Below are 13,694 nucleotides of genomic sequence, written 5' to 3'. Positions count from 1 at the left end.
GTATTGGAATGATTTTCTATGATACTATTGAACATAGTTGTGCTTACTGTGGGAGGAGGTAAGGAATGAATCGGGTTTTTCGTAATACGATTTTTTATATACTTATTTTATTACTTGTGATAGGGGTTGTCAGTTGGTTAGGATCCCCTAATCAAAAGCCTGAGAACATGTCTTACAGCAAATTTTCGCAAAATTTAAGTGCGGGAAAAGTGGAGAGTATCTCCATTCAGCCTGTAAGAGGGGTTTATGAAATTCGTGGTCAATTAGATGGCGCGAAGAAAGATGAATACTTCATTACCCACGTTCCAGACGGTCAAGGAGTTGACCAAATTTACAGTGCACTGAAGAATACAGATGTAAAAGTAGAACCAGCACCTGAAACAAATGGATGGCTGCAAGTTCTGACAACCATCATTCCATTCATCATCATCTTTATCCTGTTCTTCTTCTTATTGAACCAAGCTCAAGGCGGTGGAAGCCGTGTCATGAACTTTGGTAAGAGTAAGGCGAAGCTTTACACAGAAGAGAAGAAACGTGTGAAATTTAAAGATGTTGCCGGTGCGGATGAAGAAAAACAAGAGCTCGTAGAAGTGGTTGAATTCTTAAAAGATCCACGTAAATTTGCGGAGCTTGGCGCAAGAATCCCTAAAGGGGTTTTACTAGTAGGACCTCCAGGTACAGGTAAAACATTGCTTGCGAGAGCATCTGCAGGAGAAGCAGGCGTTCCTTTCTTCAGCATCAGTGGTTCTGACTTCGTCGAGATGTTCGTCGGTGTCGGTGCATCACGTGTACGTGATTTGTTTGAAAATGCGAAAAAGAATGCACCTTGCTTAATCTTTATTGATGAGATTGATGCAGTGGGTCGTCAGCGTGGAGCAGGTCTTGGCGGTGGTCATGATGAGCGTGAACAAACGCTTAACCAGCTTCTTGTTGAAATGGATGGTTTTAGTGCCAACGAAGGGATTATCATCATTGCTGCAACGAACCGTGCAGATATCCTAGATCCTGCATTGCTGCGTCCGGGACGTTTTGACCGTCAAATTACGGTTGACCGCCCAGATGTCATTGGCCGTGAAGAAGTACTGAAGGTTCATGCGAAAAACAAACCGCTTGATGATACAGTCAACTTGAAAGCCATTGCAAGCAGAACACCAGGTTTCTCTGGGGCAGATCTTGAGAACTTACTAAACGAAGCAGCGCTTGTTGCTGCCCGTCAAAACAAAAAGAAAATTGATATGCGTGATATCGACGAAGCAACTGACCGTGTCATTGCTGGACCGGCTAAGAAAAGCCGTGTCATTTCGAAGAAAGAACGCAATATCGTGGCGTACCATGAAGCAGGTCATACCGTCATTGGGCTTATCCTTGACGAAGCAGACATGGTGCATAAAGTAACGATCGTTCCTCGTGGTCAGGCAGGCGGATATGCGGTCATGCTTCCAAGAGAAGACCGTTATTTCCAAACGAAACCAGAGCTTCTTGATAAAATCGTCGGCTTGCTTGGCGGTCGTGTTGCAGAGGAAATTACGTTTGGTGAAGTAAGTACAGGCGCTCACAACGACTTCCAGCGTGCAACAGGCATTGCAAGAAGAATGGTCACAGAGTTCGGTATGTCTGATAAACTTGGTCCACTTCAATTCGGTCAATCACAAGGAGGTCAAGTATTCCTTGGCCGTGATTTCAACAATGAGCCGAATTATAGTGAAGCGATCGCTTACGAAATTGACCAAGAAGTTCAGCGCTTCATCAAAGAAAGCTACGAACGTGCGAAACAAATTCTCACTGAGAATAAAGATAAGCTAGAAATCATCGCACAAGCTCTTCTAGAAGTGGAAACATTAGATGCTGAACAAATTAAATCTCTTTACGAAACTGGAAAGCTTCCAGAGCGTGTATACGCAGATGACGAAGAGAAAAACGATGATGTGAAAGTGAACATCAAGAAAAAAGAAGAAGATGAGGAGATCTAATCTCTTTCTATAAAAAGCTGTCGGGCTCACCGGCAGCTTTTTTTATTTCGATTCATGAATGGATCGGTTTCGAATTGTTTACAAATGGAACTCAATTCGTGTATGGTATGATAGAAAGTCGAAAAATGCTCTTTTTGAGACACTATTCAAAGTGGTGATGAAGTTGTTACTCGTGATAGATGTAGGAAACACAAATACCGTTTTAGGTGTTTATCATAATGGCGATTTGAACTACCATTGGCGGATTGAAACAAGCCGTCATAAAACAGAAGATGAATTTGGTATGGCAATCCGATCCTTATTTGACTATGTAGGGCTAATGTTTGACCAGATAGAAGGGATTATCATTTCTTCTGTTGTCCCGCCAATGATGTTTGCTCTGGAAAGAATGTGCGAAAAGTATTTTCACATTACTCCTCAAATCGTTGGGCCTGGCATGAAGACTGGATTAAACATTATGTGTGATAATCCAAAGGAAGTCGGCGCTGATCGAATTGTGAACGCAGTGGCGGCCATTCACCTGTATGGGGCGCCTCTCATTGTGGTAGACTTTGGAACGGCCACAACCTACTGCTATATCAATGAACAAAAACAATACATGGGTGGGGCGATTGCACCTGGTATTACCATCTCAACAGAGGCTTTATATACAAGAGCGGCAAAACTGCCGAGAATTGAAATTGTCCGTCCAGATCACATTGTTGGAAAAAATACCATCAGTGCGATGCAATCCGGCATCCTTTATGGATATGTTGGTCAAGTCGAGGGCATAGTGAAACGGATGAAGCAGCAAGCCAAACAAACACCGAAAGTCATTGCAACAGGCGGTTTGTCTACATTGATTGGAAATGAATCAGACTGTATTGATATTGTCGATCCGTTCCTCACATTAAAAGGACTTCAATTAATTTATGAACGCAATCGTGTCGGTGTATTATAGGAGGGTTTAATCAAAATGGATTATTTAGTTAAAGCGTTAGCATATGACGGGAAAGTCCGTGCGTATGCTGCGAACACAACAGATACAATCAACGAAGCGCAGAGAAGACACCATACGTGGCCAACTGCTTCAGCTGCAATCGGCAGAACCATGACAGCGACTGTCATGATGGGAGCCATGCTGAAAGGCGAGAATAAATTAACTGTCAAAATTGAAGGCGGTGGGCCGATCGGAGCCATCATTGCGGATGGAAACGCAAAAGGTCAGGTGCGCGGATATGTCTCAAACCCACAAGTTCACTTTGATTTAAATGAACATGGGAAGCTGGACGTTAGACGTGCTGTTGGAACATCTGGAACGTTAAGTGTTGTCAAAGATATCGGACTGAAAGACCACTTTACAGGGCAAACGGAAATTGTCTCAGGTGAAATTGGAGATGACTTTACTTATTACCTGGTCTCCTCTGAACAAGTGCCATCCTCTGTAGGTGTGGGTGTTCTTGTCAATCCAGACAACTCGATCCTTGCAGCAGGCGGTTTCATCATTCAATTGCTGCCTGGAACAGAAGATGCAGTCATCGAAAGACTCGAAAAGAGATTATCAACCATTGAACCGATCTCTAAACTGATTGAAAAAGGGATGACTCCTGAAGAAATTTTAGAAGAAGTGCTCGGTGAAAAACCTCAAATCTTAGAAACTGTACCTGTCGAATTTTCTTGTAACTGCTCAAAAGAACGGTTTGCCAACGGTATTATCAGCCTAGGGAAAGCCGAAATTGAGGATATGATTGAACAAGACGGACAAGCAGAAGCTCAATGCCATTTTTGTAACGAAACGTATGTATTTACAAAAGAAGAGCTAGAAGAGCTACGTGAAGAAATAACCCGCTAAGCTCTAAGCAGCGGGTTTTCTTTTTAGAATGGAAAGGAGACGAAAGATGAGACTGAAAGCAAGAGTGGTATGGACATTTATCCTTGTTCTGCTCATGATTAATGCCGTGGTCATTGCATATGTATTAACAAAGTCACAAATGTCGCAGGCTTCTTCAAATGGGAAGAGCGGTGAAGAAATTGCTTCTATTGGGAAAGAGAAAGTCACACGTCAAGAATGGTTAAAGAAAATGGAAGACCGCTACGGAAAGGCAACACTTGAACAAATGATCAATCAGAAGGTAGTCAATCAGCTTGCGAAAGAAAACAAGCTGGAGGTATCTTCAAAAGAGATCAATCGTGAGCTGCTGATGCTGAAAGCGGTATCTAATAATTTCTACGAAGACGGTCATACAAGTGAAAAGGAATGGAAAGAGCAGATTCGTTATCAAATTTTATTGGAACAGCTTCTAACGAGAGATGCGGTCGTTTCTGAAAAAGAAGCCAAATCCTTTTATGAAAAAAACAAAGACTTGTATCAATATGATGACTCATACCGAATTCGACACATTGTTGTGAAAACAAAAGACGAGGCACAAAGTGTATTAAAAGATTTAAAGGGCGGATCTAGTTTCGAAGCTGTAGCAGCTGAACGATCCACCGATCGATATACCTCTCCTTACGGCGGAGATCTTGGATTTGTCACAGAAGAACAAGAAAGCATCCCAGCCCTATACATACAAGAAGCCCAAAAGCTTCAGCCAGATGAATGGACGAAAGAGCCGATCGAGATCAAAAATGGTTATGCCATCATACAATTAAAAGAAAAATTAAATGGCCGCTCCTTCTCTTATGAAGAAGTCAAAGATCAGATCAAAAGGCAGATCGCCATGGAAGATCTGGGTGAAAAGGCGAATGTCAAAACCCTGTGGAAAGAAGCAAAAGTCACATGGTTTTACGATGGAGAGCAGGACTAAAAGCATTGACAAAATTTTTCGAAATTGATAATTTAATATTAATACAATAAAATTACTCGGAGATAGAGGTGTTAGTGATGGCTCGTATTGCAAATTCAGTTTTTGAACTAATAGGAAATACACCAGTCGTTAAATTAAACCGTTTAGTAGATGAAGACAGTGCGGATGTCTACTTGAAACTTGAATATATGAACCCAGGCAGCAGTGTAAAAGATCGTATTGCGTTAGCGATGATCGAAGATGCTGAAGCAAAAGGTACATTAAAAGCTGGTGACACACTCATTGAGCCAACAAGCGGAAACACAGGAATCGGTCTTGCGATGGTCGCGGCTGCAAAAGGAATCAATGCGATTTTAGTTATGCCGGATACAATGAGTCAGGAGCGCCGCAACCTTTTACGCGCTTACGGTGCAGAACTTGTATTAACACCGGGTGCAGAAGGAATGAAAGGTGCCATCAAAAAAGCAGAAGAATTAGCAGAAGAGCACGGATACTTCATGCCTCAGCAGTTCAGCAATGAAGCCAACGCTGAGATTCACCGCCGCACAACAGGGAAAGAGATTCTTGAACAGTTTGACGGCGACCTTGATGCATTTATTGCAGGAGTTGGTACGGGCGGTACGATTACAGGTGCTGGTGAAGTCCTGAAAGAAGCCATTCCATCTATTCAGCTTTATGCGGTAGAACCAACAGATTCTCCTGTACTATCAGGCGGGAAACCAGGTCCGCATAAAATTCAAGGCATCGGAGCAGGCTTTGTTCCATCTATCTTGAACACAGAAGTATATGACGGCATTATCCAAGTGAAAAACGAAGATGCATTTGAACTTGCAAGAAAGGCAGCGAAAGAAGAAGGAATCCTTGGTGGTATATCTTCAGGAGCAGCCATTTATGCAGCGCTTCAAACAGCGAAGAAGCTTGGTAAAGGGAAAAAGGTTCTAGCGATTATTCCAAGTAACGGTGAACGTTACCTTAGTACGCCGCTTTATCAATTTGATTAAACAATACACCCCAGCATTTGCTGGGGTTTTTTCATGAATTCTGAAGATGGAAAGCAAATACTATTTTCTAAATAAATTGGATTGCATTACAATAAGATTAATGAAAATGAAAAAGGATGATAACATGACACAACGTAGGCCGATGGGCATCAAAATTCCTTTTACGAAAGATGCATTCTTGAAACGATACGAACAATTAACGGCTCATGAATCACATCACGTCCTTCTTGAAAGTGCACGTGGCGGAGAATACAGTATTGCCGGCATTCATCCGATCGCTAAAGCGAAAGGGAAGGACGGGATGACCACCATCCATTATCAGGGTGAGGTGTTTTTCAAAGAGGGAGATCCTTTCAGGGCATTTGCTGATTGGTTTCAAACCCTTCAAACCGAAACGAGCGACGAATATCCTGACTTTCAAGGTGGAGCGATTGGATTTTTAAGCTATGATTATGCGAGATATATCGAGCATTTTAAAATGCTTTCCATTGATGATTTGAAGACGCCCGACTTGTATTTCCTCGTATTCAATGATGTCGCTGTCTTTGATCATAAAGAAGACGTCCTCTGGCTGATGACTCATACAGAAGGAGACGAACCTGTCAGTGAAGTTCATCAAAGACTCGAAGAATTAAAGCAAAGCTGGACAAGCACATCAGAAGAATCAGCACATTCACCTGTCAACGTGTCTTCTTCGGAATGTGTACCTGCTGCACCTTTTACTGAAGAAGCTTTCGGGGAAGCTGTAGAAACAATTAAACAATATATCGCGAACGGTGACGTGTTCCAAGTGAACTTATCGATTAGACAAGATGAACAGCTTCATACCCACCCATATCATTTATACAAAATATTACGTCACGTGAATCCATCTCCATATATGTCATATCTGCACACGCCAGATTTCCAAATTGTCTGTGGATCTCCAGAACTGCTTATTAAGAAAAAAGGCATTCAGCTCGAAACAAGACCGATCGCTGGCACAAGATCAAGAGGCAAGGATGATGCGGAAGATCAAGCGCTGGCAAAAGAACTCATTGAAGATGAAAAAGAACGCGCAGAACATGTGATGCTCGTTGATCTTGAGCGGAATGATCTTGGGCGAGTGTCTACTTATGGCTCAGTCAAGGTGAACGAGTTTATGGCCATTGAGAAATATTCACATGTGATGCACATTGTATCAAATGTCCAAGGGGAGCTGCGTGATGATTGTGATGCAGTAGATGTCATGAGAGCTGTATTCCCAGGCGGAACAATTACAGGTGCGCCAAAAGTGAGAACAATGGAAATCATAGAAGAGCTTGAGCCGACAAGGCGTGGGCTTTATACTGGATCTATAGGCTGGTTTGGATTCAATCAAGATATGCATTTTAATATCGTCATTCGTACGGCTTATTGTACAGGAGGCAGAGCCTTTATGCAGTCAGGTGCAGGCATTGTCATCGATTCTGTACCAAAGCACGAATACAAAGAATCGATTAAAAAAGCCTATGCAGTGAAAAAAGCATTACAGTTGAGCAAAGAAGAGACTATTTTGAGTTAGAGGTGAGCAGAGTATGATATTAATGATTGATAATTACGATTCATTTACGTACAACCTGGTCCAGTATTTAGGTGAGCTTGGGGAAGAACTGATTGTAAAACGAAACGATCAAGTCAATATTCAAGAAATCGAAGAGCTTAAGCCAGACTTTCTGATGATTTCTCCAGGACCTTGCAGTCCGGATGAAGCAGGAATTAGTATGGAAGCGATCAAACATTTTGCTGGGAAGATTCCGATCTTCGGTGTCTGTTTAGGTCATCAATCCATTGCACAAGTATTTGGTGGAGATGTCATTCGTGCGGAGCGGTTAATGCATGGGAAAACATCAGAGATTGAACATGACGGCAAAGGTGTCTTCACGGGACTCCAAAATCCGCTCGTCGCAACGAGATATCATTCATTAATTGTTAAAGACGAGACGCTACCGGAGTGCTTTGTCAGAACAGCGAGCACAAAAGAAGGCGAACTCATGGCCATTCGCCATAAAGAACTTCCGATTGAAAGTGTTCAATTCCATCCAGAATCGATTATGACGTCCTTCGGTAAAGAAATGCTCAGAAATTTCATTGAAACCTATCGTAAAAAGGGGAATGAAGTAAACGCATGATCATTTACCTGAACGGTCAGTATATAGAGGAGAAAGACGCGACTCTTTCTCCTTTTGATCATGGTTTTCTATATGGCATCGGTGTATTCGAAACATTTACCTCTCTAGCAGGACAAGTCTTCTTGTTAGACTGGCATCTTGAAAGGCTCAATCAATCATTGCGTGACCTTTGCATCGAATCCACAATAGAGAAACCATTTGTACTCGACATCATTCATACATTATTCAATCAAAACCAAATAACGGGCGGTCATGCGAGGATCCGCTTCAATGTTTCTGCGGGCAGAGGCAATGGATTTTCTGCAGACCCTTATGAGGAGCCTGTTGTTTTTGTGATGATATCCCCATTCCGGCCTGAATCAATAGTAGATGAAAAACAGGGAATCATTCTTGATACAAGAAGAAACACACCGGAAGGTCCAAGACGGCTCAAGTCGCATCATTACATGAACAACCTGCTGGCGAAAAGAGAAGTAGGGAACGATCCGTCGATAGAAGGGATCTTTTTAACAAAAGAAGACGATGTGGCAGAAGGAATTACGTCAAATCTATTTTGGCGAAAAAAAGATGTGATCTATACACCTTCACTTGATACCGGCATTTTAAACGGGGTTACCCGTCGATATTGTATCGAAAAGCTGCAAGCTTCGGGGATCTCACTAATAGAAGGAAGATATCCACTCTCACACTTGCTCTCAGCTGATGAGGCGTGGATGACCAATTCGGTTCAGGGAATTGTGCCTTTTAAAAATATCGGAGACACCGTCCTGCAAAACCACAACCGAACGATTTCGACCAAGCTTAGAACAGAATATACAAAAGAACGTCTAGACTATAAAGAGTAGGTGGACACAATGACACAACAATTGATAAAACAGCCTAAAATCATACAAGCCAAGCACCATACCCTTAGTTATGAAGAAAAGACATTGGTCATGGGCATTTTAAATGTCACACCGGACTCTTTTTCAGATGGAGGAAAATTTAATCAAATGGATAAAGCGCTGGCTCATGCAGCGCAGCTCATAGAAGATGGGGCGCATATTATTGATATTGGCGGTGAATCGACTCGGCCGGGAGCGGCACTTGTCTCAGAGCAAGAGGAGCTTTCAAGGGTCATTCCTGTCATTGAGAAGATCACAAAAGAATTGGACATACCTATTTCTATTGATACGTATAAAGCCCATGTCGCAGATGAGGCAGTGAAAGCGGGAGCCTCAATCATTAATGATGTATGGGGGGCGAAAGCTGATCCTCAAATGGCGCATGTGGCAGCGAAGCACAACGTGCCAATTATCTTAATGCACAATCGACCAGAGCGGAATTACACCCATCTGATTTCAGATATGATTGCAGATCTGAAAGAAAGTGTTCAAATTGTAAAACAAGCGGGTGTCCGTGATGACATGATTATATTAGACCCTGGTGTAGGATTTGCGAAAAATAAAACTGACAACCTCATGGTCATGAATGAACTTGAACATTTTTGCCACCTTGGATATCCGCTGCTTCTAGCAACATCCCGCAAACGATTCATCGGTGCAGTTTTAGACCTGCCGCCTGAAGAACGTACTGAAGGAACGGGTGCGACGGTCTGTCTTGGGATTCAAAAGGGCAGCGCGATGGTCCGAGTGCACGATGTAAAAGAAATCGCAAGAATGGCAAAAATGATGGATGCCATGCTGAATAAAGGAGGCGCTTATCATCGATAAAGTATATGTAAACGGAATGGAATTTTACGGCTATCACGGTGTATTTGCAGAAGAGAATAAACTAGGCCAGCGCTTTCGTGTGGACCTAACAGCTTCACTTGATTTAAGTAAGGCAGGACAAACGGATGACCTAAATGAGACCATCAACTATGCTGAGCTCTACAACATCTGCAAAAATATTGTAGAAGGAGACCCAGTGAACCTCGTTGAAACGCTGACGGAAAGAATTGCAAATCAAGTGTTAAAGGACTTTTCGACAGTTCAAGAATGTACAGTAAAAGTAATCAAACCAGATCCGCCAATTCCAGGACACTATCAGTCCGTTGCCATTGAAATGACGAGATCACGCGCATGAACAATACAGCATATATCGCTTTAGGCTCAAACATAGGAAAAAAGGAAACCTACTTAAAAGAAGCTGTCAAAAAACTTCACGAACATCCAGGTGTTCAAGTTGAATCCATTTCATCTATATATGAGACAACACCTGTAGGCTACGAGAATCAGGATGACTTCTTGAACATGGCTGTGAAGATTTCCACCTCGCTTCGTCCTGAAGAACTTCTATCACTGACTCAGAACATTGAGCAGGAGTTAGGCAGAACAAGAGAAGTGAGGTGGGGTCCACGGACAGCTGACCTTGACATTTTACTTTATAATCGTGAAAATATTGAAACAGAACAACTTGTAGTGCCGCATCCTAGAATGTACGAACGTTTATTCGTTCTTGTTCCGATGAGTGAGATTTGCCCAGAAATCGGCGAAGCCCAGATAAACGCCGTAACAGACCAAGAAGGTGTAAGCATATGGAAAAAGACATGTGGGGTAGAAGAATTCGTGCATACCGAAAGCTAAAAGGGTATACTCAGGAAGGGTTCGCCAAAAGACTAGGCATCTCTGTCTCTGTCTTAGGGGAAATTGAGCGAGGCAATCGATTACCAACAAACCAAATGGTTGGTCAAATAGCAGATGCTTTAAATATAACGGTGGAAGAACTTTCACCAATACTTGAAGAGGAAAGGAGGGGACTAGATGTTTAAAATCGGAGATATCGAAATTAAAAACAAAGTAGTGCTCGCACCAATGGCTGGTGTGTGTAACTCTGCTTTCAGACTCACGGTGAAAGAGTTTGGAGCGGGCTTAGTCTGCGCTGAAATGGTCAGTGACAAAGCGATCTTGATTAATAATGCCAGAACGATGGGCATGCTGTACATTGATGAACGTGAAAAACCGTTGAGCCTTCAGATATTTGGGGGAGAAAAGGACACGCTCGTAGAAGCGGCCAAGTTTGTAGACCAGAATACAACGGCGGACATTATTGATATTAATATGGGATGTCCTGTACCAAAGATCACGAAATGTGACGCAGGAGCGAAATGGCTGCTGGATCCAAACAAGATTTACGAAATGGTATCCTCAGTCGTAGAAGCTGTAGATAAACCTGTTACTGTGAAAATGAGAATGGGTTGGGACGAAGACCATATTTTCGCTATCGACAATGCCCGTGCTGTTGAACGAGCAGGCGGACAAGCCGTTGCTCTTCACGGACGGACCCGTGTACAGATGTACGAAGGAACGGCGAATTGGGATATTATAAAAGAGGTCAAACAATCTGTTTCCATTCCAGTCATCGGCAATGGAGATGTCAAAACCCCTCAGGATGCAAAACGTATGCTTGATGAAACGGGTGCAGATGCTGTCATGATCGGAAGAGCCGCACTAGGAAACCCGTGGATGATTTACCGGACGGTTCATTATTTAGAAACGGGTGAACTAAAAGAAGAGCCTAATGTGCGTGAGAAAATGTCTGTGTGCAAACTTCACTTAGACAGACTCATAGACCTGAAAGGCGAGCATGTGGCTGTCAGAGAAATGAGAAAACATGCAGCATGGTACTTAAAAGGTGTCCGGGGCAATGCAGATGTAAGAAACCAAATCAATCAAAGTGAAACGAGAGCGGAGCTTGTAAAAGTTCTAGATGACTTTACGATCGAAGCCGAGGCAAAAGAGCTTCAAAGAATAAAAGTAGGATAAGACTATCTTTCTTTTTGTAGCTCACTGCTAGTGCACGTACTGGCAGTTTTTCTGCTTTTCTCTGCAAAATAAATTATTGGAGTGATATAAATGAGTAATGAAGGGCTTAATAACGAAGAATTAAATGATCAATTCCAAGTAAGACGTGACAAAATGAATAAAATGAGAGAAGAGGGTATCGATCCATTCGGTGAACGATATGACCGTTCTCATCAATCCGCACAAATTATTGCTGAATATGACGAGTTTTCAAAAGAAGACTTAGAAGAAAAAGCAGCTCAAGTAACAATTGCTGGCCGTATGATGACAAAACGCGGAAAAGGGAAAGCTGGCTTTGCACACATTCAAGACTTAGAAGGACAAATTCAAATCTATGTACGTAAAGATAGTGTAGGAGAAGAAGCTTACGAATTATTCAAAAGCTCGGACCTAGGCGATATTATCGGTGTGACGGGAACCGTATTTAAAACGAATGTAGGAGAACTTTCAATTAAAGCGACTAGCTTTGAGGTTCTTACAAAAGCACTTCGCCCGCTCCCTGATAAATATCACGGACTAAAAGATGTAGAACAACGCTATCGTCAGCGTTACCTTGACCTGATTGTCAATCCAGAAAGTAAGCAGACGTTCATCATGCGCAGCAAAATCATTCAATCAATGAGAAGATACTTAGATTCAAAAGGATACCTAGAAGTTGAAACACCAACAATGCATAGCATCCCTGGTGGTGCATCAGCTCGTCCTTTCATTACTCATCACAATGCACTTGATATGCCGCTTTATATGCGTATTGCGATCGAGCTGCATTTAAAACGTCTAATTGTCGGTGGTCTAGAGAAAGTATACGAGATTGGTCGCGTATTCCGTAATGAAGGAGTCTCAACTCGTCATAACCCGGAATTTACTATGATTGAACTGTATGAAGCATATGCAGACTATAAAGACATCATGAACCTAACGGAAAACTTGATTGCTCATATTGCCCAAGAAGTACTAGGAACAACAACGATTCAATATGGAGAAGATCAAATTGATCTAAAACCTGAATGGAAGAGACTCCATATGGTTGAAGCAGTCAAAGAAGCAACAGGTGTAGACTTCTGGCAGGAGATGTCTGTAGAAGAAGCAAAACAGCATGCTGCTGATCACGATGTTGAAATCACAAAAAATATGACAGTAGGTCATATTATCAATGAGTTCTTCGAGCAAAAAGTAGAAGAAACACTGGTTCAGCCTACTTTTATTTACGGGCACCCAGTCGAGATTTCTCCATTAGCTAAGAAAAATCCTGAAGACCCGCGCTTCACGGACCGCTTTGAGCTATTCATCGTACGCCGCGAGCATGCAAATGCATTCACCGAGCTGAATGATCCAATCGACCAAAGAGAACGTTTTGAAGCTCAATTAAAAGAACGTGAAGAAGGAAATGACGAAGCGCATCTCATGGATGACGATTTTGTTGAAGCATTAGAATATGGCATGCCGCCAACAGGTGGACTAGGAATCGGTATCGACCGATTAATCATGCTGCTAACAAATTCTCCATCAATCAGAGATGTACTGCTTTTCCCGCAAATGAGAAACCGTTAATATATCAACAAAAGCGCCATTTGATCTGTGGCGCTTTTTATTTTTCATAAAATGAAACTTTTTTCAAAAAAACTATTGCAAGAAAAGAATCCAGATGGTATATTATTATTCGTTGCCGCAAAACAGCAACGAGGTTGAAAAAAGAAAATGAAAAAAGTTCTTGACTTCAACCAAAGCGAAGTGTTAAGATATTAAAGTCGCTTACGAGCGATAACGAAAATGATCTTTGAAAACTAAACAAGACAAAACGTACCTGTTAATTCGAGTTTTTATAAAAAATCCTATGATACATCATAGGTAGTCAGTCAAACGCTGACGAAAAAACAAAACTTCGGTTTTGTACTTTTTCGGAGAGTTTGATCCTGGCTCAGGACGAACGCTGGCGGCGTGCCTAATACATGCAAGTCGAGCGGACAGAAGGGAGCTTGCTCCCGGATGTTAGCGGCGGACG

The 13,694-nt window shown here is 42.3% G+C and carries 14 protein-coding genes and 1 rRNA gene; all 15 read left to right on the top strand.

The genetic code is table 11. The features are described from left to right. Positions 1 to 65 precede the first annotated feature (65 nt). The gene (ftsH, locus tag ACSBQP_RS18830) at positions 66 to 1,970 is read left to right on the top strand and encodes an ATP-dependent zinc metalloprotease FtsH (RefSeq protein ID WP_008341822.1); all 1,905 of its coding nucleotides are present in this window, start codon (positions 66 to 68) and stop codon (positions 1,968 to 1,970) included. A 163-nt stretch (positions 1,971 to 2,133) separates the two neighbouring features. Beyond that, on the top strand, positions 2,134 to 2,910 hold the full coding sequence (locus ACSBQP_RS18825; RefSeq protein ID WP_008341820.1) for a type III pantothenate kinase: 777 nt from the start codon (positions 2,134 to 2,136) through the stop codon (positions 2,908 to 2,910). A gap of 15 nt (positions 2,911 to 2,925) precedes the next feature. After that, positions 2,926 to 3,801, top strand: coding sequence for an Hsp33 family molecular chaperone HslO (gene hslO, locus ACSBQP_RS18820; RefSeq protein ID WP_007496169.1), 876 nt, complete (start codon positions 2,926 to 2,928; stop codon positions 3,799 to 3,801). Between the two features lie 52 nt (positions 3,802 to 3,853). Then, the gene (locus ACSBQP_RS18815) at positions 3,854 to 4,756 is read left to right on the top strand and encodes a peptidyl-prolyl cis-trans isomerase (RefSeq protein ID WP_025206605.1); all 903 of its coding nucleotides are present in this window, start codon (positions 3,854 to 3,856) and stop codon (positions 4,754 to 4,756) included. A 77-nt stretch (positions 4,757 to 4,833) separates the two neighbouring features. Then, entirely contained in the window at positions 4,834 to 5,757 is a 924-nt protein-coding gene (gene cysK, locus ACSBQP_RS18810) for a cysteine synthase A (protein ID WP_008341814.1), read from the top strand. Between the two features lie 124 nt (positions 5,758 to 5,881). Continuing rightward, on the top strand, positions 5,882 to 7,300 hold the full coding sequence (locus ACSBQP_RS18805; protein ID WP_048003028.1) for an anthranilate synthase component I family protein: 1,419 nt from the start codon (positions 5,882 to 5,884) through the stop codon (positions 7,298 to 7,300). A gap of 13 nt (positions 7,301 to 7,313) precedes the next feature. Then, positions 7,314 to 7,907 carry an aminodeoxychorismate/anthranilate synthase component II gene (gene pabA, locus ACSBQP_RS18800; RefSeq protein ID WP_216099583.1) on the top strand — a complete coding sequence of 198 codons (594 nt, stop codon included), beginning with the start codon at positions 7,314 to 7,316 and terminating at the stop codon, positions 7,905 to 7,907. Next, on the top strand, positions 7,904 to 8,752 hold the full coding sequence (gene pabC, locus ACSBQP_RS18795) for an aminodeoxychorismate lyase (RefSeq protein WP_435028698.1): 849 nt from the start codon (positions 7,904 to 7,906) through the stop codon (positions 8,750 to 8,752). Before pabA ends, pabC begins: the two co-directional genes overlap by 4 nt. 9 nt (positions 8,753 to 8,761) lie before the next feature. Then, positions 8,762 to 9,619 (top strand): dihydropteroate synthase, encoded by an 858-nt coding sequence (folP, locus tag ACSBQP_RS18790; RefSeq protein WP_035391541.1) that lies wholly within the window; start codon positions 8,762 to 8,764, stop codon positions 9,617 to 9,619. Next, entirely contained in the window at positions 9,612 to 9,974 is a 363-nt protein-coding gene (gene folB / locus ACSBQP_RS18785; RefSeq protein WP_035704045.1) for a dihydroneopterin aldolase, read from the top strand. Before folP ends, folB begins: the two co-directional genes overlap by 8 nt. Then, complete coding sequence (gene folK, locus ACSBQP_RS18780; RefSeq protein ID WP_007496156.1) at positions 9,971 to 10,474, top strand: 2-amino-4-hydroxy-6-hydroxymethyldihydropteridine diphosphokinase; 504 nt, start codon at positions 9,971 to 9,973, stop codon at positions 10,472 to 10,474. The genes folB and folK overlap by 4 nt, the downstream gene beginning before the upstream one ends. Further along, a complete protein-coding gene (locus ACSBQP_RS18775; RefSeq protein WP_017366448.1) occupies positions 10,426 to 10,659 on the top strand; it encodes a helix-turn-helix domain-containing protein in 234 nt (77 codons plus the stop codon). The genes folK and ACSBQP_RS18775 overlap by 49 nt, the downstream gene beginning before the upstream one ends. Then, complete coding sequence (gene dusB, locus ACSBQP_RS18770) at positions 10,652 to 11,653, top strand: tRNA dihydrouridine synthase DusB (RefSeq protein ID WP_046342438.1); 1,002 nt, start codon at positions 10,652 to 10,654, stop codon at positions 11,651 to 11,653. Before ACSBQP_RS18775 ends, dusB begins: the two co-directional genes overlap by 8 nt. Positions 11,654 to 11,743: 90 nt before the next feature. Then, the gene (gene lysS / locus ACSBQP_RS18765) at positions 11,744 to 13,243 is read left to right on the top strand and encodes a lysine--tRNA ligase (protein ID WP_024719373.1); all 1,500 of its coding nucleotides are present in this window, start codon (positions 11,744 to 11,746) and stop codon (positions 13,241 to 13,243) included. A gap of 344 nt (positions 13,244 to 13,587) precedes the next feature. After that, positions 13,588 to 13,694: ribosomal RNA gene (locus ACSBQP_RS18760) — 16S ribosomal RNA — on the top strand; the annotation flags it as partial.

It is taken from the genome of Bacillus sp. G402 (assembly GCF_051172515.1).
GTDB classification, from domain to species: domain Bacteria; phylum Bacillota; class Bacilli; order Bacillales; family Bacillaceae; genus Bacillus; species Bacillus altitudinis.
Note: the sequence above shows the minus strand (reverse complement) of the source record. Positions and strands in the feature narration are given on the sequence as shown.